The 26,537-nt window shown below is 55.0% G+C and carries 27 protein-coding genes; 22 read left to right on the top strand and 5 right to left on the bottom strand.

Annotated features, from left to right (window positions below; translation table 11 throughout):
- Positions 1-118: 118 nt before the first annotated feature.
- The 5 genes from RT582_RS17560 (at position 119) to RT582_RS17540 (ending at position 5,216) form a co-directional block, all read left to right on the top strand.
- Positions 119-916, top strand: coding sequence for an abortive infection family protein (locus RT582_RS17560; protein WP_313478878.1), 798 nt, complete (start codon positions 119-121; stop codon positions 914-916).
- A gap of 16 nt (positions 917-932) precedes the next feature.
- On the top strand, positions 933-1,301 hold the full coding sequence (locus tag RT582_RS17555) for a DUF2513 domain-containing protein (protein ID WP_313478876.1): 369 nt from the start codon (positions 933-935) through the stop codon (positions 1,299-1,301).
- 59 nt (positions 1,302-1,360) lie between these two features.
- Positions 1,361-2,128 carry a hypothetical protein gene (locus tag RT582_RS17550; protein ID WP_313478873.1) on the top strand — a complete coding sequence of 256 codons (768 nt, stop codon included), beginning with the start codon at positions 1,361-1,363 and terminating at the stop codon, positions 2,126-2,128.
- A 336-nt stretch (positions 2,129-2,464) separates the two neighbouring features.
- Positions 2,465-3,943 (top strand): hypothetical protein, encoded by a 1,479-nt coding sequence (locus tag RT582_RS17545; protein WP_313478870.1) that lies wholly within the window; start codon positions 2,465-2,467, stop codon positions 3,941-3,943.
- Between the two features lie 226 nt (positions 3,944-4,169).
- The gene (locus RT582_RS17540) at positions 4,170-5,216 is read left to right on the top strand and encodes a hypothetical protein (RefSeq protein WP_313478868.1); all 1,047 of its coding nucleotides are present in this window, start codon (positions 4,170-4,172) and stop codon (positions 5,214-5,216) included.
- Positions 5,217-5,225: 9 nt separating this feature from the next.
- Here the strand turns inward: RT582_RS17540 and RT582_RS17535 are convergent, their stop codons facing one another.
- Positions 5,226-5,435: a hypothetical protein gene (locus RT582_RS17535; RefSeq protein WP_313478865.1), complete on the bottom strand. Its 210-nt coding sequence runs from the start codon at positions 5,433-5,435 to the stop codon at positions 5,226-5,228.
- 193 nt (positions 5,436-5,628) lie between these two features.
- Positions 5,629-6,627 (bottom strand): hypothetical protein, encoded by a 999-nt coding sequence (locus RT582_RS17530; RefSeq protein ID WP_313478864.1) that lies wholly within the window; start codon positions 6,625-6,627, stop codon positions 5,629-5,631.
- A 144-nt stretch (positions 6,628-6,771) separates the two neighbouring features.
- On the opposite strand from RT582_RS17530, the gene RT582_RS17525 reads away from it, so the two are divergent.
- The 9 genes from RT582_RS17525 (at position 6,772) to RT582_RS17485 (ending at position 14,586) form a co-directional block, all read left to right on the top strand.
- Positions 6,772-7,494, top strand: a complete 723-nt coding sequence (locus RT582_RS17525) for a hypothetical protein (protein ID WP_312452349.1) — start codon at positions 6,772-6,774, stop codon at positions 7,492-7,494.
- Between the two features lies 1 nt (position 7,495).
- The gene (locus tag RT582_RS17520; RefSeq protein ID WP_313478862.1) at positions 7,496-9,451 is read left to right on the top strand and encodes a transposase; all 1,956 of its coding nucleotides are present in this window, start codon (positions 7,496-7,498) and stop codon (positions 9,449-9,451) included.
- Entirely contained in the window at positions 9,451-10,386 is a 936-nt protein-coding gene (locus tag RT582_RS17515; RefSeq protein WP_313478858.1) for a TniB family NTP-binding protein, read from the top strand. Before RT582_RS17520 ends, RT582_RS17515 begins: the two co-directional genes overlap by 1 nt.
- Positions 10,387-10,397: 11 nt before the next feature.
- Positions 10,398-12,275, top strand: coding sequence for a TniQ family protein (locus RT582_RS17510; RefSeq protein ID WP_313478855.1), 1,878 nt, complete (start codon positions 10,398-10,400; stop codon positions 12,273-12,275).
- A complete protein-coding gene (locus RT582_RS17505; RefSeq protein ID WP_313478853.1) occupies positions 12,269-12,601 on the top strand; it encodes a hypothetical protein in 333 nt (110 codons plus the stop codon). Before RT582_RS17510 ends, RT582_RS17505 begins: the two co-directional genes overlap by 7 nt.
- A gap of 13 nt (positions 12,602-12,614) precedes the next feature.
- Positions 12,615-13,028 (top strand): DUF6957 family protein, encoded by a 414-nt coding sequence (locus RT582_RS17500; protein WP_313478851.1) that lies wholly within the window; start codon positions 12,615-12,617, stop codon positions 13,026-13,028.
- Between the two features lie 2 nt (positions 13,029-13,030).
- Entirely contained in the window at positions 13,031-13,426 is a 396-nt protein-coding gene (locus RT582_RS17495; protein ID WP_313478850.1) for a DUF6957 family protein, read from the top strand.
- Between the two features lie 104 nt (positions 13,427-13,530).
- Entirely contained in the window at positions 13,531-13,821 is a 291-nt protein-coding gene (locus RT582_RS17490; protein WP_313478849.1) for a hypothetical protein, read from the top strand.
- Positions 13,822-13,848: 27 nt separating this feature from the next.
- Complete coding sequence (locus RT582_RS17485) at positions 13,849-14,586, top strand: metallophosphoesterase (protein ID WP_313478847.1); 738 nt, start codon at positions 13,849-13,851, stop codon at positions 14,584-14,586.
- A 517-nt stretch (positions 14,587-15,103) separates the two neighbouring features.
- Here RT582_RS17485 and tnpC read toward each other — a convergent pair.
- The 3 genes from tnpC to tnpA form a co-directional block, all read right to left on the bottom strand.
- Positions 15,104-16,663: an IS66 family transposase gene (gene tnpC / locus RT582_RS17480; protein WP_313478844.1), complete on the bottom strand. Its 1,560-nt coding sequence runs from the start codon at positions 16,661-16,663 to the stop codon at positions 15,104-15,106.
- 61 nt (positions 16,664-16,724) lie between these two features.
- Positions 16,725-17,060 (bottom strand): IS66 family insertion sequence element accessory protein TnpB, encoded by a 336-nt coding sequence (tnpB, locus tag RT582_RS17475; protein WP_046622429.1) that lies wholly within the window; start codon positions 17,058-17,060, stop codon positions 16,725-16,727.
- Positions 17,057-17,392 (bottom strand): IS66-like element accessory protein TnpA, encoded by a 336-nt coding sequence (tnpA, locus tag RT582_RS17470; RefSeq protein WP_023911066.1) that lies wholly within the window; start codon positions 17,390-17,392, stop codon positions 17,057-17,059. The genes tnpB and tnpA overlap by 4 nt, the downstream gene beginning before the upstream one ends.
- Before the next feature lie 169 nt (positions 17,393-17,561).
- Between tnpA and RT582_RS17465 the strand changes: the two genes are divergently transcribed.
- From RT582_RS17465 to RT582_RS17430, 8 genes are all read left to right on the top strand, one after another.
- Positions 17,562-18,698 carry a hypothetical protein gene (locus tag RT582_RS17465; RefSeq protein WP_313478840.1) on the top strand — a complete coding sequence of 379 codons (1,137 nt, stop codon included), beginning with the start codon at positions 17,562-17,564 and terminating at the stop codon, positions 18,696-18,698.
- Between the two features lie 568 nt (positions 18,699-19,266).
- Positions 19,267-19,662 carry a hypothetical protein gene (locus RT582_RS17460; RefSeq protein ID WP_313478837.1) on the top strand — a complete coding sequence of 132 codons (396 nt, stop codon included), beginning with the start codon at positions 19,267-19,269 and terminating at the stop codon, positions 19,660-19,662.
- A gap of 207 nt (positions 19,663-19,869) precedes the next feature.
- Complete coding sequence (locus RT582_RS17455) at positions 19,870-21,075, top strand: hypothetical protein (protein ID WP_313478834.1); 1,206 nt, start codon at positions 19,870-19,872, stop codon at positions 21,073-21,075.
- Entirely contained in the window at positions 21,072-21,866 is a 795-nt protein-coding gene (locus RT582_RS17450; RefSeq protein ID WP_313478831.1) for an NYN domain-containing protein, read from the top strand. Before RT582_RS17455 ends, RT582_RS17450 begins: the two co-directional genes overlap by 4 nt.
- A 590-nt stretch (positions 21,867-22,456) precedes the next feature.
- Positions 22,457-22,696, top strand: a complete 240-nt coding sequence (locus tag RT582_RS17445) for a type II toxin-antitoxin system RelB/DinJ family antitoxin (RefSeq protein ID WP_003284884.1) — start codon at positions 22,457-22,459, stop codon at positions 22,694-22,696.
- Entirely contained in the window at positions 22,686-22,973 is a 288-nt protein-coding gene (locus RT582_RS17440) for a type II toxin-antitoxin system RelE family toxin (RefSeq protein ID WP_044315231.1), read from the top strand. Before RT582_RS17445 ends, RT582_RS17440 begins: the two co-directional genes overlap by 11 nt.
- Positions 22,974-23,017: 44 nt before the next feature.
- Positions 23,018-25,405, top strand: coding sequence for a TOTE conflict system archaeo-eukaryotic primase domain-containing protein (locus tag RT582_RS17435; protein ID WP_313478827.1), 2,388 nt, complete (start codon positions 23,018-23,020; stop codon positions 25,403-25,405).
- Between the two features lie 552 nt (positions 25,406-25,957).
- Positions 25,958-26,537, top strand: a 580-nt coding sequence (locus RT582_RS17430) for a thioredoxin family protein (RefSeq protein WP_313478825.1), incomplete at its 3' end; no start/stop codon positions are given.

Below are 26,537 nucleotides of genomic sequence, written 5' to 3'. Positions count from 1 at the left end.
CTAGAGGTCTTGCAACCTGATCTGCTTAGCACATGGCCCTCTTTTGACGGATGAGACCACACCACAGTTCCCGACTGTGGCAATAAGATAGGAGTCCTTCAGCAAAGGGGGATTGATGATGTCTGACTTGAGCTCAACAGAGCGCCGTAAACTCGAACGTCTCTTCTGTATGGGAGATGGGTACGTTCTCAATTTTAGCGACCGTACTTTTCGCGATTTTTTCGACGAACACACGAGCGTCGATATCGAAGCGGATAAATACAGGGAGCAAGGGAACTCAAAAGCGAAGCGGCTGCGCGCTTTCTGGAGCAAGGACGGGAACCATGTAGTAGGCAAAGTCATAGCGGAGATGATCCGGTATGGCCAGGATGAGAATTGCCTATGCCGTGCGGATGATATTGGTGAGCTGACTGAAACCTGTTGGAAAATTGGCCAGCGTTTGCTGCTTGATGCTCCGGTTGTTGAGCTTGATGCGCTCAGCGCCCCTGTCGACGAGAAAGACTTTGAGTTGATCGCTCGTGAGGTTCGCAGCGCTATTGATAACAATCTCCCCGAAGCCGGGCTGGATCGCCTTCATACGTTCGTTGTGAAGTACGTCCGAACCTTATGCCAGCAGCGGGGCATTGAGGTTACGCGAGAGAAGGCCCTACACAGTATTTTTGGGGAGTATGTGAAGGCTCTGCGAGCAGCGGGCTCCTTTGAGTCGGAGATGACCGAGCGGATAGTGAAGTCGAGTATTTCCGTCCTGGAGTCTTTCAACGACGTACGGAATAACAAAAGCCTTGCCCATGACAATCCACTGCTCAACTACGAAGAAAGCCTATTGATCTTCAACCATGTGGCCAGTTCCATCCGCTTCATCAAGGCGCTTGAGAGCCGGCTGGTGGCCCACTCCCCTGCGAGTTTGTCTTTCTAGCTGCTCGGAGTTTTAAATGAAACGGAATTGGGACGTTATTCGTGAGGTGCTGATTGAGGTCGAGTCGCTTGGTTTCAATGAGCGGAGCAGCTTCGATTATTCGCTCAGCTATCGGGATACCGAGGAAAACACTTCGAAGGCTGAGCATGCGCTTTTGCTCTGGAAGGCTGGACTCATAACTGCCGTCGATGCGGGAAGTATGGATGGGCCCGCAATTTTGGCGCCCGAGTTGACCTGGCAAGGCCATGAGTTGCTGGAGATCATGCGCAGTAACCCGGTTTGGGATCGCATCAAGTCAGTAGCTTCTGACAAAGGGCTCGAACTCTCGTTTGAAGCAATTTTGGCCTTGGGTAAAGCCGCAGTGGCCTGGGTGATCGCGCAATGATTAAGGCGCAAAGCTCTCGTACAGTTGGCTAAGTCTTTGCTCAGCGCTAGGAGGATAGTGTGAGAGATCCACACGTCGAAGCGGTCTACTTTACGGTCGGTTCAGCGGACGATATTTCGTACGAAAACCCAGAGCCCCTGGTGTTCTCACACCACCTGGGTGAGTTTTCCTTGGAAGATGGTGGGCTCAAGGTGACCCCTGCGGAGCATTTTTGCAGTGGCCATGAGGCCTCTCAGGCCATTGAGGGATTTTTGCGGTCGTGGGAAATCGAAACTGACCTCAAGCGTAATCTTGGGATGATCAGATTTTCGTACTCGCATGCTGACGTAATAGATCGTGATCCGCCTCCACCAGGAGAACCTCAGGTCATTTATGCAGAGGGCATTGCGGCGCTGACTATCGGTGCTAGTGCTAGCTGTCACTTGGTGGCAAGGCGCTATCCATCGCCTCCAGAGTGTTTCAGCGCTACTGAGTCCGCTCAGCATGCCTATCGGAGATGGGTCGGCTATAGGAGCGGGCGAGAGCCTTTGCAGGCAATGGCCTATTTCATTCTGACTCTACTAGAGCGCCAAGCTGGTACCCGGGCTGAAGCCTGTGCCCTGTTCAAGGTTGATAGAGCAGTGCTAAATCTTCTCGGAGACTTGTGCAGTGAGAGAGGTAGCGCCCTGACCGCTCGTAAAGCAAAAGCCACTGACTTTGATGAACTCTCGCACATTGAGGCTGATTGGTTAGAGCGAGCGGTTAAACAGCTGATTTTAAGGCTTGGCGAGCACGCATCAGGTCACCCTCTAGAGCAGATAACGCTAGAGAGCGTTGAGCATTTCTGATCAAAAATCTACCGTCAGCGCCTTGCTTCGCAAACCGCCCTAGGAGCCCTGCTAACCTCTCAAGAATAGTTTCATTAGATCGCTTAAAAAATCTCCTTTGTGACATCCTCTCGCCAAATCATCGCTTGGCACCCCTCTAAGCCCCGTCGTACTGGGAGCAGCTTAGGGCTAATGCTTTTATTCCTAGTTCAGCCTGTATTACAGGCTTATAAATAGCGCAGTGTGACATTTGGCTGAGGGGCTACTGTGAAATCAGATCGAGTAGAGGCAATACTGGAGCACTGGGGCCCTTGCCTGAGCAACATCCTGGCCGAGGAATTGGTCAGACGATACGGCGTGAGTTCTACCAATGCCAGGCAACTGATCAAGCGCTCCACTGCCAAGCGCCTGAAAGGGGTCAGCTTTCCGCATCGTTCTTCGTTCGTGTATCTGACCAGCCAATATGGATCGCGGATTTTCTTCGACAGACTGGTCGAGGCGCTCAAGAGCACCAACCATGCCTGTGGGTTTGGCTTGGCTGCTATCTGGGATCGTGGTGGGGTATTGCCGGTCGATCACTTCAAAATCGCCTGCGGCGCACCCAAGCTTCAATCCAAGCAGGTGAACGCAGACATGGTTGTAGAGCAGCTGCTCGCCTCGAACCTGATCAAGCGTGTTGATATTGTAAGCATCGGTGAATGTGTCGCCCTTGCCAGCTTCTCAGATGAGGACGAGCAACTCGCTTTTCTGGAACTCAATGCCAGACTGAAAGTTGAGGCCATGGCGCTGAATGCCGTCCGGGACTGGGCGCGACGTCTTGGTATTGGAAGTTGGAACCAAATACGAGTCCGTGGCGAGGGGAGTATCCCATCAGCCGGGCCCAATTACTGGGATCTATCGGCCCCCTCATATTTGCATCCATTGCTCGGTTCGACCGGCGTGGGCACGAAACCAACGCCTGGCTCATTCGTGTGTGATGTCTATCTGGGTGAACCGCTGACCCTGGATGCCGCCAAGGCCTTCATTAAGAAATGTCGGAACGTTCGGGGCTTCAGTAAGGTGGCCCCCATCCTCCAGATGTTTCTGGCAGAGTCGTATGAGTCTGACGCCGTACGAGCTATTCGGGCCAATGGAGCGATAGCTGCCACCCTGGATTCCTTATTGGGTACTGATGTTGCTCAGGCTCTTCACGAATTGGCCTCGGTTCTGAAGGCCACTGCTGTCAGGCTTGGCAGCCCCGAAAAAATCGATGTGCTGTTCAATGCTTTGGGCAAGATTGAAGGTGCTGAAGGCACTCTCCGTGGATGTCTCTTCGAGTATCTGTGCGCTCAAATAGCCGCTGAGCACTACCTCAAGCCCAACATAAGCATCAACAAGCTCGTGCGCGGATCCGATGGTGCCGGTGCGGAGATCGATGTGTTCGTGGAGGTGGGCAGCAAAGAGATAGTGTTCATCGAGTGCAAGGGTCATCTCCCCACAGGGCAAGTGGATGACGCAGAAGTTGAAAAGTGGCTAAAGAAACGGTTACCCGTTTTGCGCGACTTTGCCAAGCATGAGAATGACTATGGCAAGGTCAAGCAGACCTTTGAACTGTGGACTAACGCAGCCCTCAGCCCGGCGTCAAAAGCGTTTATCGAAGAAGAAAACAGTAAAACCACTCGATACACGATTGCCTACCGAGAGGGCCCTGAGCTTCTGAGCATGATCAATGACTCAGGAAACAAATCGCTACTCAAAACTTTTAAACAGCATTTCTCAAATCATCCCATGGCAGTAGCCGACAGGCAGAAGACTAATCACAAGAAAAGTGATGATGCGGCTCAAGTGCGTGAGTAGGTTTTTTGGAAATAGGTCTGTGCTCTCCGGTGCTGGCGTGGAATCTTTGAAAAACGGGCGAGCACGATGACGTTGAGCGGTTCTGAGCAGCTTGCTGATCAAAGTGTGAGCGTCAGCATCTTAATTCCTAACGTTGCGCACACCTCCCCCCGACGTCAATGACCGCCACAGCCCATGTATTGGCGGTAGGATTGGAACCCACTAACAGTCGGTGGGTGGATGACTTATGAAGCTGGTACGAGACGCACGAACCCTTAAAAACAAGGCTCTCGGCTCTCTTCGCACGGGGATGCAGGCATTCAATAGCTTTGATGATGATGGGCGAATCACTACGGTACTGCTGCACCTCCAGCATGCCTGCGAAATGCTGCTGAAGGCAGTATTGGTGCAGAACCAGGCCAAGGTATTTGATAAAGAGGCGGGGCGTTCGATTAGCTTCGATAAGTGCCTCGGGCTCTGCACAGCGCACTTTGGCCTGACAGCTGAGGAAGCCGGCGCGATGCGTGCGATTGATAGCTTGCGCGATGCGGCGCAGCACTGGTTCGTCGTCGTTGCCGAGGATCTGCTGTATCTCAACACGCGAGCATTGATCACGGCGTTTGATGCCTATCTTCAGCGAGCTCTGGAGGATGCTCTAATTGAGCATATACCTGCTCGGGTTTTACCCGTCTCGACGATGCCTCCGGGGGATTTCGAGTTCCTAGTGGATCGGGAATATCGCTTGATCCGGGAGTTGCTGGAGCCTGGGCGACGGCACCGGGACGAAGCTCGTGCAAGGATTCGCTCCCTGCTGGCGATGGAGTCGATTGCCGTGGAGGAGGTTGTTATATCCGAGCGTGACATCGACCGTATCGAGAAGGCGGTGCGTGCAGGGCAAGACATCCTTGAGGTCTTTCCTCGGCTATCTACTGTGGGCACGCGCACAGATGGTGAGGGGGTGAACTTGGTCGTTCACTTCTCCAAGAAGGAAGGCGCCCCTGTGCGCTATATCGGTGGTGATAACCCTGCCGAGGCGGCGGCAGTGCGTGAGCTGGATCTCCAGAAAAAGTTTTACTTACGGGCGGCACAGCTGGCGGACAAACTGGGTCTGACGCCGCCCAAGGCTAAGGTATTGCGAGCTCATCTGGGGATAGACGATGACGTCAGCTGCCGCCATGTCTTTGAGTTTGGATCGACGAAGATTCAATGCTTTTCGGACAATGCTTTCCGTCGTATGCGCGAAGCCTTGGACGAACTCGATATTGAGGAGCTTTGGCGGGCACGTCAGCGCTAACTCCGTGGTTTAAAGCTCCACGGTTAGTACCTTGGTTCCGACGCTTTCGCAAAACCGCCCCGCCGCTGTCAGCGAGCGCCAGAGTCTCACCGGCAGCCATTTCACCCCTAGGCGCAGCTCCAGGCGCCAGGCTTCCCCTTCGCGCAGCACGCGAAACTCCCTCGCCGCCCCAGTCTCGACCAGTGCCTGCAAGGTGTCCTGCTCGACAGCTTTTTTCATCGCCCCTGCTCTGACACTCAGCCAGTACCCAGGGATCTGGTATAGCGCAGGGCCAAAGGCCGGTGACCACCACTGGCCGAGCGGTCACCGATTCAGGGTCAGGTGAGGGGGCGTATTAAACAAAACGTCCTATTACGCGCAGTGAGCTGTGCTCACTCGGCAAATCCATAGGCCGCAATTGACTGGCTTAGGTTCACAAGTCCAGATCAACGTTCAGCTTGCCTCGTTTCTCCTCATTGGTTGCTGAGTCGCTATTACCAACCGCCCAAATGCGCTCCTGGACAACCTCGCGGTAGCTACGCGTCTTGCTGGGTCTAGGTAGATCCAGCAGAGGCCGTAAGGGCTCAGGCTTTGGAGGCGGCTGCCCATCCAGCGCTTCCAGCGCGCAGAACAGTTCCGTCTTCTCGATAAATCTTTCCCCAGCGTTAATTCGCACAATGAGCTCGGCAAAGTGGTCTTCGAACAAGACCTGCAAATGGCCGGTGTCAATAAAGTGCGATAAGAACAGCCAGTGGCCCTTTTTGTCATACGGTGAGCCCCCCCAGTAGAGGCTCAGCTCCGCCAAACGCTGAAGCACCCCGTTATAGCGCTCGAAAACAAACCAAATGGTGGAAGCTAGGTGACGCTGTGCGAGGGCATGTTCATACAGTTCTCGCGAGGCTGTGGCAGGGTCGCGCCAAGCGCCTGGCTGGATACACAGCACGAGGCACTTCAGTTTTCCCTGTGCATCGTAGAGGTAGTAGCCACCTGGGCTGCCCAGGGTGCCGCGTCGTCGAATGACGCGCCCTCTATAGGTATTGAAAGGGTGCAATTTGGACGAATCAAAAAACTCTTCGAGCTGGTTAAACAGCGCATATTTCTGCGTCGTGTTGCGAGTGGGCCGTGTGGAGTCAGTTCCTTGCTGCGATGGAGCACCGCCACGAATCAAGGTTTCCAGGTCGGCTAGCTTGAGCTGATTGCTCAGCACCGCGTCGAATAGCTCTTGAGCGGTGTCTGGTGAGGTTGACCAGAGCTTAGCCAGCCGTTCCAACGGAGCATAACCGCATTGAATGCGCTCCCGTTCGAGGCCCGGCTTAAGTCCATCCAGAAAACGGCCAGCAGCTTTTATCCGTGCCCAGGTTTTTGGCTTCAGTCCCAAAAGACCTGCCAGTTCAGGATCACTGAGCGGCCCTTCAGCCAGGGATTGTTCCATCACCCTGCTCTGCACATAAGTGTCGTACCAGCTCGTATCGACGTGCCGCCCCATTGCCTTCCTTAAATTTGTTGGACTCGAATCTATTGACAAGCCTAACAAGGTTGGCTATTACTGTAAAGCCAATAGATTGGAGGCCAATAAATGCCGACTAGGAAGAAAGGAACTAAGCCCGTTCGCGATATCGCTAAGCGCGCCAACCGTGGGCGTAAGGCCTATATCGTGCCGACTGAGCGCAACGCCAATGGCTTTGTCGCCGGCGAAAGTTTTCTTGAGAGGAACCACCTGCTCCTGCTCAGCCTCCAGGTTGGATTGAGGCGTGTGTCGGATCAGGCGGTCTGCATCGACCTTGAAAACGAAACCCTAGTGCCTAGTCGCGCTGAGCTGCCCAAAAAGGCGGGAAGGAAGGTCACCAGCTACACCGCAGACAGTGAATATGAGCGCGCTGATGGTCAGGTCGGCGTTTGCGAAAGTAAGCCCAGTGCCTTTTTGGAAAAGCATGCTGAGAAGCATGCACGGGCAGAAAAAACCCTCAGTAAATACGGCAAGCCGTTTATGACGCTGACCGAAGAGGGGTTCACTCCCGTATTTATCTCTAACTTGGAAAACCTGAAGAAAGCACTTAGCTCGGCTCAGGAGCAGCACGCCGCAGAAGCGGGCCAAAAAATCAGCCGTGCGCTGTTGCGACAAGACCGATGGCTGACACACGAACTGAAGCAGTGGGCTGAATTGACGAGCGCTGACATTTTCTTTGGCCTCGCCTACGGCGTACTCCGTGCTGATCTTACCCAGCCGCTTTTTTCAGACACCGCTTGTGTAGAGGCGGCTCACGGCACGCTTGATCACCTGATGTTCGTGGAGCTTTGACATGGCGGTGTTCAACGACAGCCACATCAGCCCGCGCCGTTACAAAGTTGATGGCCTCGTCGCTGGTCGCGACGGGCGAACCTATGTGATTGGGAGCATTCACACCAAGGCACGCCAGGTAGTGCTGCTGGGGCCCTTGGGGGAGACATATGTCTACCAAGACGATGAATTTCGTAATGAGGTTGCAGCGGGAGAGCTGAAGCTCGTTGTGTGCCAGCGGAATGAGCACGGTGTCGATGAGATTTTTCAGCCTCGGGAGCTGACTGGAGCAGAAGAAAAATCTCGGGATGAGAGAAAACAGTATATCGATATCATCTTGGAACATATTGAAACTGGTACGTGGGAATTTATCTACGCTGAGATTCAGAAAAAATATTCTGGCAATCGAAAAATTCCATCACGACGGACTATTGAGCGCATCTGGGCAATCTATAAAAGATCGCTCTTTCCCAACTGTCTAGCAGCCAACTATTCGCAGCGAGGCGTCCATCGCGCGCTATCAATCGATCCGCTTGTCGAAGAAGTTATTCTTAATGTCATCGAGGAGAAGTACTGTAATAACTATCAGTTTGGCATCCAAGACATTGTTAATGATATCAACAAAAAATGCGATGATAAGTCTGCTGAGTTAAAAATTGATTTGGGTGGGGTATCCAGGCGCACGGTGAGCCGATTTATCGGCAAGCTCAATCTGAAAAAAATTAAAGGCCGCCTGAGTCGAAATTCATTCCGCTTGATTATGCGTAATGCATTGAATTATCTCGACGTCAAAGAGCCGTACGCTCGCGTTGAGATCGACTCGACGGTACTGGACATCTTTATTGTGGATGCCTTTGGAAATGTCATCGGCTGTCCCACGCTCTACGCGATGATCGACACTGCTACCCAAACGATTGTGGGTATTCATCTGACGATTCAAGCAGCTAGTCAGATTGGTGTATTGCAGACCCTTCAGTTCGCATTCTCGCCCAAAGGCGAAGCCTTCCGTCAACAGTATGAATGTCTTAATACATGGCCGGCGCCGGCGGATGTTCGAACGCTTGTAATGGACAATGGCTCCGATTTTCATGGGCCCATGGTTGTTAAAGCCGCCGGCTTTCTCTCAACGTTTTTGGAGTACTGCATTGCTGGTGCGCCATATCAGAAACCGTTCATTGAACGCTTCTTTGGCACGCTACATACGATGTTGATTAATAAGCTGCCAGGCGCGAAATTTTCGCACGATAAGCGTGAGAAGCACGCGCTGGAGAATGCACAGGCATCGGCGAAGCTAACGTTGGATGAACTGAAAAAATATATTATCCGCTGGGTGACGGATACTTACCATATTAAGAAAAATGACCGACTTTCCAGCAGGTACGGGTTCAACTGTTCACCGATTGAGGCCCTGAATATGCTGAGTCAGCAATATCCAATTTTCCCTGCACCCTCGCCAGACGAAATGATGAGTGCTTGTCGGCATCACCTGGGAATCAAACTCAATGTGACCCGAGAAGGGGTCAACTATCAGAAGCAACAGTATCAAAGTGCCTATGTGTCGGCGCTATATAAGACAAATTCTAAAGTTAAAGTGGATGTCTGCATCAATCCGTTGGATTGCAGTGCGATCCATATTTTTGACGAGGATTCGAAGAGCTGGCTGGTGGTGCCGAACAAAAACACTTACATGCCGGCCATGAGTTTCGAACAAGCCAAGTATTACAGAAGCCAAAACTATCTGTCAGACCATGCGTTGTCGAAAGAGTCGCATGTGTTGAACCAGCTGAAAATTATCGAAGACGCCAATGCCAAGAAGAGCAAAAAAGGCGGCATTAACAGCAATCGCAGGGCTGAGCGTGAGATAGAGCAGGCGCTGGCCTCGATCACTACTGCTGGTCAACAGTCGGAGCCTGATGTGCCACAGGCATCGCCAGCTTCGCTCGAAGTGGCTGCAAAACCCCACCGCAGGAAGAAGTGATGACGAGTACTGTGAGCAAGGTGGTGCGTTCCGAGGGCTTCTTCCATGGTCGGCTTTTGCAGTCGTATGAGCGTGGCAAGCAGGTAATCGAACAGTCATTGCTGGGTGAGCGGCAGATTTTGCCGCTATTCGGCCCGAGCCGTGTCGGCAAGACCGAGATTGCTCAAACCTGGATGGCCGACTTTCCGAATCAAGGCGCGGATGGCAGGGTCTGCAAGCCGTTGATCCGGGTTATCTCCCCTGCGGAGCCAAACCAGCGTTCGCTCACGTTGAGCATTATTCGCGGTCTGGATGGCCGGGTGCTGAGCAAGTGCAATACCTCCGATCTCTATAACCAGGCGCTGCGGCAACTGGAGGTTGCCGGGGTCAGAGCGATCATTTTCGATGAAATTCAGCACCTGTCTGAATATGGCAGCGTACAGAAGGTAAGGGCGTCAGCTGACTTTCTCAAAGTGTTGAGCGATGAGTTGAACATCTCGCTCATTCTCATGGGGCTGCCATGCGCAGAACGCTTGCTCAGCCTGAACGAGCAGTTGCGTGGCCGCTGTCTGACCACGGAGCTTATTTACCCTTACGCCTGGATCAGCACCACAGATCGAGAAGGTTTTGCCGCAGGTGCCCAACTGATCGCTGAGGCTTATCGCGAACAAGGTTGGTCAATCCATGTAGAGGATACCCCAACCCTGAAAGCACTTTATGCCGCTTGTGTCGGGCGTTTCGGCCTTCTGGTAGACCTGTTCAGTCATGCCGAAACGGGTAACACCCGCAAGGTCATCGACACAAAGTGCTTGGCCAAGGCGTATGCCCATGCCGTTAACGAACAGCACTTTTCCGGTAATCCGTTTCTCTCAAATACGGATATTTCTGAACACGAGCTGAATGCAGCTTATGTGAAAGTGCTCAATCAAGCGCACCTGCCTATTCCGAAGCTTTGAGCGGGGCCACCATGTCTTTTTTCCAGACCGTTGTCCTGAAGCCCGGAGAAAGCCTGAACTCGCTGTTCATGCGTAAAGCTGAACTAAATGGCTACGGCACGGCCCATGCGCTGTTGAGAGAAGCTGGGTTGACGATGAAGGTCAGTTATTCGCTGGATGAGCTTGAGCAACTGCGACTCTGCTTTGAACTGGCGAGCGATGAGCTGACGCTGTGGTGCGATGGTGAGGGCCGTTACCTTGCACAGAAAAGCTTTTTGCGCCGCAATCAGTCGCCGATTTGCCCAGCATGTCTGGCCACCGAGGGTGTGGCTCGGGAAGCCTGGTCTCACCTTTTGGTAACCGCCTGCCACATCCATAGAGCAGCATTGGTCAGCCAGTGTCCGCAGTGTACGCGAGAGATTTGCCAAAGCCGTCGCGAGCTAATGCATTGTGATTGCGGCTACGACTTTCGCTGCGCGTCAGTTGCACTAGCTTCGCCGTTTTACGTGGAGCTGTCGGCCCTGATGGCTGGCGTTACCTTGTCAGTTTGTAAGGCCTTACCTGATGCACTCAATCAGCTCGGCTACGAGCCGCTTTTGCCTGAATTTCTTGTGTTATTGGCTAAGGCACAGGGCCGACTAAGTGAAGCGCTGCCGGTCAAATTTCGCTTGGGCAGTAGCTCTTCTGTAGAGAACTCGGTGGCAATGGTGAGTTGTCTTGAGTCGTTACTGGGCGAGTGGCCTCGGCGCTTTGATGCAACCCTCCAGGATCAATTGTGCAATGGAACTGGGGTGGGCTTGGCAGAACGTATTGGCGTTTGGTACCGGGAGCTTTTCAGTACTTACTCTGCGTCCAGCTTTGATTTTTTACGAGATCGATTCAAGGCCCTGATCGCCGAGCACTTCGATGGACGTCTGGGTGTTAGCACTCGCGGCCTGATGTTTGGAGCTGACAACGCAGATGCCATGCACTGGTTCGCTGCCGCTGAAGCCGCAAGGCTTCTGGGTGTGGCTCCCGATATCTTGGCCAATCTTGTGATTACGCAGCAAATTGATGGGCGAGTGCATCAAGAGGGCAAAAGCCGCTTCGTTGCTGTGCACCGATCAACCCTCGACCAGATTGCCGCTAATCGAGCTAGCTATCTCTCGGCTACGGAAGCTCGTCAGCGCCTGAACGTCTCGAAGAATTTCTTTGAGCGTTTTATCCAGGCCGGGGGCTTGCGTCGCTACAAACGTGATGAGCGCCCAGTACTGGTAGCCGGCGAATTTCGAGTAGAAGACGTCGATCAGGTGATCCAGCGACTGGTGGAGCGCATCCGCCAAAATCCCAGAGCATCAGTACGGATTGGGCTCCAAGAGATTTCAGCTAAACACGGCATCTCTAACAGCAAGATCGTGGGAGTGTTGCAGGACATCTTGCAGGGCATTGTGCGGCCCGTCGCGCACGTCAGTTCACTCGCGGGGTTGGCCGGGTTGCAGTTTGACAAGGTGGAGATCGCGCAAAGGGTTCGCGAAAACGATCCTGACGTTGCGCTGAGCGTCGATGATTTAGCCCAGGTCTCTGGCTGGAAAGCTGGTGTGATCAAAAAATGGATTCAGGGGGGATACCTCAAAAGCATCGTTCAGACGCATGGCAAAGCCAAGCGCGATGTCATCCCAGTATCGGCTCTGATTCAGTTTCTGCTGACGTACAGCCCAACCGCCGAGCTATCCAAACAGCTCAATACCAAGACTTTGAACATGACCCAATCTTGGCGTCCCGCCAAGATTGAAGTCATCACGCCACCTCAAGATTCAGTTGGTGGTCTGCGGGGGCTATTGGTTCGCAATGCAGACCTGGCGCGTGCGGCTCAGTTGCGCAAACCCACAATCCGAGAACTCGCTGACCAGTTTGAGGGCTCGACATGCTGACTCTTCTGAAGAAAGCCAGGTTGGCCGATGCCCTGCTGGATGATTACCAAGAAGTCATTACCGGTTACATCGTGGATGCAAAGATCGTCGCCGGCTGCCTGGTCGGCGACGCATATAAAGCGTGGGGGTATGACGAGGGTGCGCAACTGATATCGGGAAGCATCACAGAGGTCATCGAATATGACAGGCGTTGGCTGGTTAAAACCCAGGAGCTGGAATGCCTCGTTATCGTGAGCTTTGCTCCTGGCGGTCGCCGAGCGCTGCTTCATCTGATCAATCTTTTTGAAACCGCACAGCTAGCGCATTCGCGCTGGTGCCTCCACTGAGCCGGGGCAGCCTATGAGCCAGCAAACTGCTCGCATCGCGCTGTTGCACGCGCCCGGCACGACGATGATCGGCCATCAGATGACGAACGCTCATGCCATTGAGCTTATCGCCGAAGGCTTTCCGGGCCGCCATTTTTGCCTCGTACGCGATTGGATCTGGGTTGATCTCGATCTTCCAGAAGTTGTCCGCGAAGAACTCAACCGCGTACAGCTTCTGCCGGTCATGTTGTACGCAAACTCTGTAGTCACGGACAGTCTGGGTCGTTTCGATGAAGGCGACTGGCTACGCAGTACGCCGTTGATTGCGTTCAAGCAGGGCTGCCTTTTTGAAACACGCGACACGGTTTACGCGCTCCTTGGCCATGGCGTGCGCAAGCGCGCGGAGCTCAGTGCGATGGTGAAAATCTTCCGAGTGGAAAGGGAATGACGATGAAAGGCCTCAATGCAGTTACAGAAATGCTCTACGGCGACGGTGAACCGATGTCGGGGTCGGCCATGACTGACGAGCAAGCGTTGGCGCATATGCAGAGCCGACGATTGGGGGCGTTCTGTCTGGTTCGGGATTGGATCTGGCTCGATCTCGACGTCACCGACGAGCAACTCACGGTACTGGAAAAGACCGGACGCCAGCCGGTGATGATCTATGCCCACAGGGTTGTTTATGACTCTGCTGGGCGTTGGGATGCCGGTGATTTTGTCCGCACCTCTCCTCTGCTCGCCTTTGACGATGGCTTCTTGTTCAAGACCTCCAACACAACGTACGCGTTGCTCGGTGATGGCATGCGCAAGCGGGTTGCGCTGGAAACCGTGGGCCGCATTTTCTGAGGGGTTTGTGGCCTGGTTGGGGATTCGAACCGGGCTGCGCATAACACCGTTTCGGTTAGATGGCGGGACGCCCCCATCTTCCACGGACGCTAGGAGTGATCGTGATGGATAAGCCGATTCAGACTGATGTCGATATTCACTGTGCAGTGTGTGGAGACGCCACGCATGTAACGGGCTACGGCCAGCAGTTCGGTACCTTGCAGGCGTTGTGGGGGTATGGCTCGAAGCATGATGGCGAGCGTTACCAGGTGCATCTATGTGAGCCCTGCTTTTTTGGGGTGTTGGCCTATCTGCGTCAGGAGCGACGTATCCACACTTTGTTTGATGAGGAGCAACCGGCAGACGACCAAGTGTTTGGTCGGATCGCGCGCGATGACTTTTTCGGCGAGTCGTAACTCACTTTCAACGCTATGGGCAAAACGATGCGTATTCACTCACTGTCCGATCTGCACAACGAGTTCAGCCTCTTCAGCCCGCAAGTGCGGGATGCCGATGTCGTCATCCTGGCGGGTGATATCGATGTCAAAACGCGCGGGGTGGACTGGGCCAAGAACACCTTTTCGGGGCCTGTTTTGTATGTGCCCGGTAATCATGAGTACTACGGTGGCCATCTGAGCCGCACCTTGGAAAAGATGCGTGCGGCGCAGGATGAGCGGGTGCGGGTGTTGGATCGAGATGAGGTCGTCATCGCGGACGTGCGATTTCTCGGCGCCACCATGTGGACGGATTTTTCGGCCACTGGCAATCCGCCTATCGCGTCCTTCAGTGCGCAAAATGCGATGAGCGATTTCCGGCAGATACGCACGGAAAATTATCGGCGCATCCGGCCTGCTGACCTCGTTGAGCAGTCTGTGAAAACCCACGATTGGCTGCGCACCAAGTTGGCGGAGCCTTTTGATGGCCGCACCGTGGTGATGACCCATCACGCCCCTACCTTGCGTTCGCTTCAGGACAACCCCCATGCAGGAGGCCATATAGATGCGGCCTATGCAAACCGCTGGGAAGATCTGATGGGAGGCGACCAGGTGGCGTTATGGGTTCACGGTCACTCGCACACGGCGGTCGACTATGACGTGGCGGGCACTCGCGTCGTGTGTAACCCCAGGGGATACCCCGGCGAAGACACGGGCTTCAACGCCAATCTGGTACTAACGCTGTAGTCATGGGGGAGATCACCGTGAGCACATACTCAGTGTCTCTGGCAGAAGCGTTCAACCACTCATTCGGTGAGCCGGTAACGGCATACCTCACCGACGCGGTGATTGTTTCTTGCTGTGGTTTCGGCGTGATGCACCGGCATGTAAAAGCCGATTTATCTGGCCGGTTTCAAGATGGCCACCGGCTGAGAACGTCGGACATTCTTCACGCGGAGCAACACGGGCCGTACTGGGTTTTGCGAACGCTCAGCGGGAGCTTTTATGTCATTGTCAGCTTCCATGAGCAGGGTGGCTTTCAGTCGCTTCATGAGTTTCTCAAGCTTCGCGAACAAGGCGTTCACCTGACGCCTAGGCGTGTTCAGTGTAAGCGTCTAGCTAATTCACCTTGCGTATCTGTATCACAGGCTGCACGGGTAGCTGTATCACACGCTGAACGCCCGCCGTGTATCACATCGTGAACGCCTAAAAATCAGTGCGAGACTATTACGGGTAGGCTGTTTGGGGTGATACACCGCTGTGGTTACATGCCTGCTTCAGGCTGTATCCACTGATGCGGCAGCAGTTGACTGATTTCGCTTGCCCGCTGCGTTGGTAGCCGCATGAGCACGCCCTTCAGGTAGGCGTACGGATCGTGACCGTTGAGGCGTGCTGACTGGATCAGGCTCATGATCGCAGCCGCCCGTTTGCCGCTGCGTAGTGAACCGGCAAACAGCCAGTTCGAGCGCCCCAATGCCCAAGGCCGAATCTGGTTCTCGACCTGATTGTTGTCGATGGGCACGGCTCCATCTTCCAGATAGCGCGTCAGCGCTAGCCAGCGTTTTAGGCTGTAATCCAGGGCTTTTGCCGTGGCTGATCCATTGGGCACCCGATCACGCTGGGCCAGCATCCAGTCATGCAGCGCATCGAGGATCGGTGAAGACTTTTCCTGGCGTATTCGCCAGCGTTCTTCATCGCTCATGTGCCGTGCTTGCCGCTCGATTTCATACAGCCCGGCAATGGAGTGCAGCGCCTGTTCGGCTAACTGGCTTTTGTTCGCTGAGTGCAGATCGAAAAATTTGCGGCGGGCGTGGGCCATGCAGCCAATTTCGGTGATGCCCTGCTCGAAGCTGGCCTTGTAGCCGGCGAAGTCGTCGCAGACCAGTTTGCCATTCCACTGACCCATAAAATTGCGCGCATGCTCACCTGCACGGCTTGGGCTGAAGTCATAGACCACGGCCTTCAGGTCGGCGAAGGGTGTGGTGCAGTATGCCCAGACGTAAGCCCGGTGGGTTTTCTTCTCGCCAGGGGCCAGCATTTGCACGGGGGTTTCGTCGGCATGGATCACGCCTTGCGCCAGTACCGCCTCGCGCAGGGCATCGACCAATGGTTGGAGCTGTACGCCGGTTTGTCCGACCCACTGCGCCAATGTCGAACGCGCGATAGCCAGACCCGCACGGCCAAAGATCTTCTCTTGCCGGTACAGCGGCAGATGATCGGCGTATTTGGCCACCATGACATGAGCCAGCAAGCCGGCAGTCGGGATGCCCTTGTCGATCACCTGGGCTGGTACCGGCGCCTGGATCAATGTTTCGCACTGGCGACAGGCCCACTTGCCACGCACATGCTGTTCGACGGTGAACACGCCAGGCGTGTAATCCAGCTTTTCGCTGATGTCTTCGCCGATGCGTTGCAGCGGGCAGCCGCAGGCGCATTGAGTGTTCGGCGGCTCGTGACGGATCACAGTACGCGGAAACTGGGCTGGCAGCGGTGCGCGCTTGGGCTGTTGGCGGGGTTCAGCCGGAGCCGCCGGAGGATTGAGGGTTTTCAACTCCGCCTCGATAGCGGCAATGTCCGTGTCGAGCAAATCATCCAGCAGGCTGCCCTGGTCAGGGCTTAGTTGCTCGCTACGCTTGGCGAACTTGTGTCGCTTGAACCAGGCGATTTCATGGGTGAGCTGCTCGATGACGGTTTGATCGCGGTCGATCTTCTTGCCCATCGTTTCAACCGTCTTACCCAGCGTGTCGACTTGCGACAGCAACTGCGCAGCGAGTGCGCGCAGTTGCTCAGGTGTCAGTTGGTCGAGATTGGGCAAGGAAGTCATGCCGCTGATTGTGCCAGAGCAGGCGATCAGCGCAGATAAAGCGATGGGCTAATGGCCGGCGCTACAGCACTGTGATCGCACCGGCTGCACCAACCCGCTGCCAGGGTAAACCGAGCACCAAAGCCTGAAGCTGCTCGCTCTCGAGCTCGACCTCCGAGCCATGACGGATGCCTGGCCAGTGAAACTTGCCCTGATCTAAACGCCGCGCGGCCAGCCAGATCCCTACACCGTCATGCACCAACACTTTCATGCGGTTGGCGCGGCGGTTGGCGAACAGATAAGCACAGTGCGGCTTGGCCGCACCGAATACCGCCACTACACGGGCCAATGCGGTTTCGGTGCCGGCGCGCATGTCCATCGGCTCGGTGGCCAGCCAGATGCGATCGATGCGAATCATGCGAGCAGCCCGCGCAGCAAGCGTGTACAGCCTTCGCCGTCCTGCACCGGCCAGTGCACCGACAGACTGCCGGCGTGGTAGGGGATTTCGATTCGTATCGTTAGCTCTTCAGAGCTGGCCTGCTCTGAAGGCAGGATGCCGAGCGGCACCGGGATAAAGCGTGCAGATACGACCGGTAGCGGCTCGCGCTGCTTACGAATCCATTTATGCACCAGGTTGGCATTGAGCCCGTGGCTGAGCGCCACGCCGGCGACGGAAGCACCGGACTGGGCGCACTCTTCGATGACCTGGGCCTTGAAAGCCTTGGGGAATGTACGGCGCTGTCGAGACACGAAACCCTCCAGAAAGTGGCTTGAAATGGTGTCCACCAAAAATAGGTGCACACCATGCCGCTATCTGGAAGAAGCGGGGAGATGGGTTCGGCGGACGGTTACTGTTCAGTAGCCCTAAATTTAAGGTGTGCGATGAAGTGCCGGTGAACCTAGGAGAGAGGTACCCTCGATGCATCAAGAGTATGACCGTGCCAAGTTGCTCGAAGAGGTCTGGGCTGAGCCGGTACTGATCGTTGCATTGCGTTATCAGCTTTCGAATGTGGGGCTCAAAAAGCTGTGTAGCCGTTTGTTGATTCCAACGCCTCCGAGAGGCTACTGGGCGAAGCTTAAAGCGGGGCGCACAGTGCCAAGCCGTCCAGCACTTAAACCGTATAACGGTAATCCTAGGCACCTTTATCGGTTTGTCGCTCAACCGGTGCCACCCACCGAGGTGAACGCTCCTGTAGATGAGCGCTTAGAGCCTGTGCTGGCGTTTGAGCGTGATCCCGCTAATTACATCCAGGTGCCGAGCCGGGGAACACGTTGGCATCATCTCGTCGCGGCCACGCGTGATGCGTTTAACGCCAGCTATAAAGACAGCCGAGGCATACCGTTGCCGCGTGGCAAGGGTGTTGATATTGCGGTTTCTGCTGAGCAACGCATGCGGGCATTGCGCGTCATGAATACGTTAATTAAAGCCTTGGAGAAACGCGGCTTCAAGTTGGTACAGGGCGATCACCATGTGGAGGTCGAAATGTTTGGTGTGCGCTTGCCGCTTAGCGTTTTTGAAGCCACCAAACGGACTAGCTATGTGCCAACCGCAAAGCAAGTGACGGCAAAGAGCCGTGGGGAGTACAGCTACTGGCCACCCTACCAGTACACACCCTCTGGGAAGCTCGAAATTCGCTGTGGCGATGGTGGTGCCGTTATTAAGGACATCGCACGGGCTCCAATTGAAGAGCAGCTAAACCAGGTTGTGGTGCTGATGGCCAGGTGTGCAATTGGCACTCTTCGTTACCGCGAGGAGCAGGAGCGCAGAAATCAGATTCGGGAAACGCGACGCATGGCTGCGCTGGCGCAGCAAGCGCTTCAGGACGCGGAAAAGCACAAGCTGGCGCAGCTGATTGAGGATGCGCAGCGCTGGCAGCAGGCGGAAACGATCCGGACTTTTTTACGCGCTCAAGAAGCCCGCGCTCTGGACGCTGGCGCCTTGTCTAATCAGCAGCTGACGTTTCTGGCCTGGGCTCGGGCCAAAGCGGACTGGCTTGATCCCCTTGTGGCGCAGCCGGATGCCATTCTGGATCAGAAGATAAAGATTCCTTACTGATCCTTCTCTTCGGGCATGGGTGGGCCAATGTACGCGCCACGAAGGGTCATACGGTCAAAGCTGTAGACATGGGCGTGTGGGCTTTCGAGGCAGCGACCTACCAGTGGGAGGTTCTGATCTGGCTTGCCAGGTTGGAGCTGGATGGTGCTGCCGCAAACAGGGCAGTCAGCCGTAAAGCGCACCAGGCGTGTCCATCGGTAATTATCGTGCCGGTACATTTCCAGCTCGCAGCTGGTTTCGCTGAATGCTGACACCCATTCAGGGGCTTTGACGACACAGTCGTCAATGACGCGGAACCAAGGTGTATAAAAATCCCGCCAGATGAATACAAACCCTGCCAAGGTTAGGCCCAGAGTGATGAGGCTTCCCATGGTGATAGGGCCATCACGTTGGCTCAGGGCGAACAATACTATCGCGAGTAGCGCCATCCACAATGTACTGCCTAGAAGGATGGAGCTCAGAAAGCTGAGGCCTCTGACACTCAGGTTGCGCATTTCGCCAGAGTGTGGCGCGAGAGGCTCAGAGTTTCCTGGAGCAGGCAAAAGCCTTCGAGCCGAGAGAGCTGGGTATGGATGAAAGCCAAAGCAATACTCTTAGTCTGAAACACTGGAAATACTTAGAGCTGCGGGCGGCCCTTGAGATCGCTCCTGAATCTTTGGAGGCGCAACAAACGCTGCTTTCTGTGGCGGAGCCAGCAAGTTATTTTGCCGATGAAGCGGCTTACCTGATTCAAGAAGTTGTGGATTTTGAGTTTGGCGATGACTGCTATGTGGCGCCTTATGGCCAGTCGATTCTCTCCAGCGGTCAGTGGTTGCAGGCGGTCGAAGCGCTACTTGATGCTGGTGTGTATACCGGCCAGGTTATGGCGTCGCGCGCGCGCGAGCTGGTCGCGCAGTTGGCACCGCTGGTGGAGGAAAACAATGACGCGTGGATTATTCAGGCTGATCTGAATACAGGTGGCTGATTAGAGAAGTTAGCTGGCGCCCTGCTCGACTTTGCGACTGATTCATAGCTAGAATCTGACGCAGGCGCCCGCCCAACTTGCACACGAGTTAAAAATGGCTTTTTGTTTTCCTTCCTCTTCTTGATATCTGAAACCTTCGAAGCTCAGTCGTCTGGGGCTTAAACGTGTGCCACGTGCTCCTAACGGTTGGGCTATGAGGATGGTTTCATGGCTATCAAAGAACTCGCGTTTTCCGCGAAGCAGCATCTAAATTCCGTAACTGGCCAGCAATTCAAGCAGAGCCATGTCTATGAGCTTTTAGCCGCATGCAACGGATTTAAGTCCAGCGCTGCGCTGCATTCGCATCATGTGTTTGCCACGCTGGATTACGAGCCTGACATCTCCACAGAGAGTTTGCTGCTTCTGAATCAGCGGCTGATCGAACTCGGCTATGCCGACGTCGCCGAGGTAGCAGGCTCTGCAATATTGCATCTCGTTAGCCAGCATCGGTTTGCAGCGGTATCCCTGTCATTTGTGCTCGCCTCTGTGAAAGGTGGGCATATCGGGAAGCGCTATCTTGATGACTACGATGATGACCCTGGCGATAGTGATGATGAGTTCGATTTCGTTGCTAACCGTAGAAAAGAACCCTGGTTGGACGAGGATCGGTTAGGTCTTCTTTTCGACGGGCTGGATGCTGCTGCTGGCCGAGGGAATGCCTTGGCTCATTACGTACTTGCTCTAATTTACGGGCGTGGCGGGATTTTGGATGAGCATAATCCCAGTCCTGGGGACGACTATTGGCTTAAGCAGTGGCAGCTTGGAAAAGAGCTAAAGGGCGTCGAGCTGGAGTGGGCGCAAGCGGCCCTGGCAGATCGCGAGCGGATATCGAAATCTGATTTTCATCTCGAACAAGCAGCTTTACTGGGTTTCGATGAAGCGACTGTAGATCTTGCAGAAAAAACTGGAGATCCAGCGCTACTCAGTCGAGCTTTTGCTCTTTCTTCCTTCAATGACCCGATGCGGATTGCTGATTTAGCGGCAGAGTGTGGTCAGCCTGCGATGTCGAAGCATTGGTGCATCCAGGCTGCTAAGCAGGGTGACCTGCAAGCCATGCGACACCTGATCGATCACATCGATTCGGAAAATATATTCCAAGGCTGGGTCTGGGTTTTCTTATCAGAGATGCTCGGTCGCGACCTGCGGAATAGCTCGATGAGGGCCTACCACGACGGTGGCATGTATGCCGATCAAGAGTACGACGATGATCAAGGTGGCCCGCTCTATGTCGATGGGGATGAGGGTGTAGAGCTGGAGCCTATCAGTTCTGCTGACGAGGCTGAGGCCAAGAAACTGGCGGCTGAGCTGTTCCGCAATATTGGTGCTAAGGATGCTTTCGGCATGATGGATTCAACTACAGGGAGTTTCGTATGAGTGGTCAGCCGCAAAACCTCAATGTCGCTATGTTCATTGATGCGGACAATGCGCCAAGCCGCAAGATAGGGGACGTGCTCGCTGAACTCGCATCCTATGGCTCTGTGTCCATCCGCCGAGCCTATGGCAATTGGAAGAACCCATGCCTGGATCCGTGGGGAAAAGTGCTGCATGAGCATGCAATACAGCCGATTCAGCAGTTCGATCTGGTTAAAGGTAAGAACGCGACGGACATGGCCATGGCTGTTGATGCCATGGATGTATTGTTCAATAAACCAGTCGATGTCTTCTGCTTGGTTTCGTCCGACTGCGATTTCACCCCACTAGTCATGCGACTGCGGGCCGAAGGCAAGCAGGTCGTGGGTTTTGGTGAGCGAAAGACGCCTGAGCCTTTCGTGAATGCCTGCTCACGATTTCTGTATGTTGATCAACCAGAGCTGACGGATGAGCAGGTCGGTGCTTTGATCACTCATCTGGAAAAAAGCTTGGCAGTTGAAGATTCAGGGCTCACGCCTGCTCCGGAGAGAAAAACCTGCAAGGAACTCAAGGGTGATACCAAACTGATGAATCTATTGCGCAACGCGGTCGCATACGCGGAGAGCGAAGATGGTTGGGCCTCTTTAGCTACAGTGGGTAGCCGTATCGGTAATCAGGCATCGTTCGATGCTCGGAACTACGGTTATCCAAGGCTGGTAGACCTTTTTGCGGCCATCGATCTTTTCGAGATGAAGCGAGTCAACAATCACCCTCAGATTCGGTACAAGAGACGAACTGTTGCTTCAATGGCCTGACCTATTGGCTGAGGCCACTATAGCTGCTGGTCAATGCTTTTCAGCAAAGCGTTATAGCGAATGGCTTACACGGCCAGGCGTTCTTAGCCGCTCCCTGCATTGCCTTGCGAGCACTAATCTAACCCCATCCTGAGCAACGGATGTGCTCGGCATCAAGGATGATTGACCATCGCTAGGACGCATCGACAGGATGTTGAATGGTCAGGAAAGAACCCGCTTCGGCGGGTTTTTTGTGGCCTGAAAAAAGGTGCGCACGTGACCGTTCCCCTGCATGCCTAAGGCGCTAGTGGCGGCTGCGGGTGTCTTTCGTGGTGGTGCAGACGTGCAGCTCGGGAAGTTATTAACAAGAGCGTTAATAAATTCCCGAGCTGTGGGGTGCGCATAACGGGCGCTATGTTCAATAGTGCCCCGCTGCGGACAGGGTGCTGGCGACCACTTCAGCATTATGTGGCTACCGGGCACCGGGGGTGTGGTGCCGCAGTCAGGAGGCACTTGGTCGGTGTGTTACTGGCGGGGGTGCCAACCCGCTTGCCAAACGACGGCTACCCTGTCACTGTAAATACGAATGTCATTACAGTGAGGGTCGCACCATGGCCTCCATCAATATCCGCATCGACGACGAGCTTAAGGCGCGTGCTTACCAGGAGCTGGAAAAGCTCGGCGTCACCCCCTCTGAACTGATGCGCCAGGCTTTGCAGTATGTGGCCGAGCGCGGACAGCTGCCCTTCCGGCCCGTGCTGATGACCGAGGAAGATGAAGCGTTAATCGCCACGGTTCGTGAACGCCTGGCCGCTCCTCAGCGCGTGAAGGTTGCGCTGGATGACCTATAGCCTTGAGTTTGATGCGCGGGCACTGAAGGAGTGGCAAAAACTGGGTGATACCGTTCGCCAGCAGCTGAAGAAAAAGCTCGCTGAGGTGTTGCTCAATCCGCGCATTGAAGCCAATCGGCTCCATTCGCTGCCGGACTGCTACAAGATCAAGCTGCGCAGCAGTGGTTATCGCCTGGTGTACCAGGTGCTTGACCACGAGGTGGTGGTGTTTGTGGTCGCGGTTGATCGCCGTGAGCGTGAGCAGGCCTATCGCAAGGCAGCCGAGCGTCTTAAATAGCGGGCTCAGCTGTTCCCCTATGACTGAAAGGTGGTCTCGGCACGATGAGTGGTGATGATCTGCTTGAGCATCTACGGGCCGAAAATGCGCGCTTGATCGCGCTGTTGGAAGCGCATGGTGTTGAGTGGCGCTTGCCTGACGAGCCGCCGCTAGTCGAACCGACTAGCCCGCCTCCACTGATAAGTTCGAGTCTCGACACGGATGCCAAGTTGGCGTTGTTCAGGCGACTGTTTCGGGGCCGTGCCGATGTGTTTCCCGTGCGCTGGGAAAGCAAGGCCGGTAAATCGGGCTACTCACCGGCGTGCGCCAATGAATGGCGACCCGGTGTGTGTGAGAAGCCACGGATCAAGTGCGGAGATTGCTCGTTCCGCCAACTCCTGCCGCTGACCGATCAGGTGCTCTACAAGCATCTGGCCGGAGATATTGTCATCGGCGTTTACCCGTTGCTGCCAGATGACACCTGCTACTTCCTGGCGGTGGATTTTGACGAGGCCGATTGGCGTGAAGATGTCACGGCTTTTGCCCAGTCATGCTGTGAGTTGGACGTGCCGGTGGCACTGGAAATCTCTCGCTCGGGCAACGGGGCGCACGCCTGGATTTTCTTCGAGCGTAATGTCCCCGCCTATGAGGCGCGCCTGCTCGGCTCCGCGATCATCAGTCATACCTGCGAGCGTACCCGGCAACTGACGCTGGGCTCGTATGACCGACTGTTTCCAAATCAGGACAGCATGCCCAAAGGCGGCTTTGGCAACTTGATTGCCTTGCCCTTGCAGAAGCGGGCCCGCGCGTTTGGCGGCAGTGTTTTTGTCGATGAGACGCTGACGCCCTATCCCGACCAGTGGGCATTTCTGGCCAGCATTCAGCCTATGCCCGTGCAGGATATTGTGCCGAAAACCCTGCTGGCCACTGGAGGTCGCCATCCATTGGATGTCACCGCAGTTGCGGATGACGACGAGCCGAAACCCTGGCAGCGCACAGCGGAAAAGACTCAGAAGTTGGCTTGTCCGTTACCCGAGTCAGTGAACGTTACCCTGGCCAACCAGATCTATTTCGACAAGTCCGAACTGCCCCAGCCATTGGTCAACAAGCTCATCCGCTTGGCGGCCTTTCAGAACCCCGAATTCTACAAGGCACAGGCCATGCGTATGCCTGTGTGGAACAAGCCCCGGGTCATTGGGTGCGCGGAAAACTTTCCCCAGCATATTGCCTTGCCCCGTGGCTGCCTGGATGACGTGCGGGCATTGCTACATGACAACGGGATTGAGCTGGTGCTGCACGATGAGCGCTTCGCAGGAGAGCCCATTGATGTCCGCTTTGCGGGCACGCTACGCCCGGATCAAGAGGCTGCTCTCGACGGCATGTTGGCGCACGACACCGGCGTCCTCTGTGCGCCCACTGCTTTTGGGAAAACCGTCACTGCTGCCGCGCTGATTGCCCAGCGCGGTGTGAACACGCTGGTGCTGGTGCACCGGACGGAGTTGCTCCAGCAGTGGAAGGAGAGGTTGCAGGCGTTTTTGGGCGCAGACAAAACGAAGGTCGGCACCATCGGCGGTGGTAAGGCCAAGCCGACAGGCATCATCGATATTGCCGTGATGCAGTCCTTGTCGCGGCAGGGCGAAGTCAGCGAGCAGGTGAAAAAATACGGACAAATCATCGTGGATGAATGCCATCACCTGTCAGCTTTTTCGTTCGAGGCCCTCCTCAAGGCTGCTGGGACCAAATATGTGTTGGGTCTGACCGCTACGCCAGTACGTCGTGATGGCCAGCAGCCGATTATCTTCATGCAGTGCGGGCCCATTCGGCATACAGCGAGTAGGCCGGAGAGTGCTCCAGCTGATCTGGCCGTGACGCCGCAGTGGCTTTCTCGACCGATAGTCATGCCCGAAGGGACAGGCATCCAGGATGTCTTCTTGCAGGTGTGCAGCGACACAGAGCGAACAGCCAAGATTGTTGCTGAGGTTGGAGACGCTTTTGACCAAGGCCGGAAGATCCTGGTGCTGACTGAGCGAACGGATCACCTCAACGCTATTGAGGAGCAGTTGGTTGGTCGGGTCGAGAACCTATTCACGCTGCATGGGCGGATGTCCAAGAAGCAACGCTCCGCACTAATCGGCGAACTGGAAGCACTGCCAGCCGATGCACCACGGGTGATCCTGGCAACCGGGAAGCTGGTTGGAGAGGGTTTTGACCACCCGGCACTGGATACCTTGGTACTGGCCATGCCGGTTTCCTGGAAGGGTACTCTCCAGCAGTATGCGGGCCGCCTGCACCGGGAACATGTGAGTAAGGCTGATGTGCGCATCATTGACTTCATTGATGCCGGACATCCTGCTTTGCTCCGTATGTGGAGTAAGCGCCAAGCGGGTTACAAGGCTATGGGCTATCGATTTGCTGATTCGTCCAGCTCAATGGCGCTGCTGGCAAAGGGCTAACGAGTCTTCATACAGCCACCAAGCTTTCCGTCTGTCGAAGTCGGAAAGCGTCTGTTTCCTACTCGGTGGATTCGCCGTAATCTGGGTTGCATTGACAGGTTGTCAATCCAGGCTGTGGCTTGAGGTCTGCCTCCAGCGCGTAGCTTGTATTGCTGAAATGTAGTGCTGCACGCAGCGCGCTTTAGGGACTTGCGGAAAATGACACTAGTTGCGGTCATTTCGACAGCAAATGCCACTTTATGTGGCTCGATCATGCCAATAATGGCGCCCATTGTTTTTAGTAAGTCATTGATTTAATTGGGATTATTGATTCTGACAAATGCCAAATTTGTCGCCCGTCGACACCGCCGCCGCCGTTCCAGACCAAGGCAACAAAACAGAACCCCGACTCACAAGGTCGGGGTTTTTGTTTTTAGAGATAGGCTGTCTAAATCGAACTGACTATTTTAATCAATTTCGAAATAGTCCCTCTCCGGCGTAAGGTTGCTTCATTCGAGATTCATCACCTTACCGAGCCCTCCGGGCCACCATAGTTCACGAGGACAGTTGCCAATGTTGGACACCAATCTCAAGACCCAGTTGAAAGCCTACCTGGAGAAGGTCACCCAGCCCTTCGAGATCGTCGCGTCCCTTGGTGACGGCGAGAAGTCCCAGGAAATGCTGAGTCTGCTGCAGGACATCGCCGGCCTCAGCGACAAGATCACCCTCAAGACCGACGGTGATGATGCACGCAAGCCGTCGTTCTCGCTCAACCGCATCGGCGGCAACATCAGCCTGCGTTTTGCCGGCATCCCTATGGGCCACGAATTCACCTCGCTGGTCCTGGCCCTGCTGCAGGTCGGCGGTCATCCGTCGAAGACAGCACCGGAAGTGATCGAGCAGATCAGGGCGCTGGATGGCGACTACAGCTTCGAAACCTACTTCTCGCTGTCCTGCCAGAACTGCCCGGACGTGGTCCAGGCGCTGAACCTGATGGCCGTGCTCAACCCGAACATCAAGCACGTCGCCATCGACGGCGCGCTGTTCCAGGACGAGGTCGAAGCCCGTCAAATCATGTCGGTGCCGAGCATCTACCTCAACGGCGAGCTGTTCACCCAGGGCCGCATGAGCGAGGAAGAGATCCTCGCCAAGC

This window comes from Stutzerimonas kunmingensis, assembly GCF_032106285.1.
Taxonomy (GTDB): domain Bacteria; phylum Pseudomonadota; class Gammaproteobacteria; order Pseudomonadales; family Pseudomonadaceae; genus Stutzerimonas; species Stutzerimonas kunmingensis_B.
This window is presented reverse-complemented; position numbering and strand designations above follow the sequence as displayed.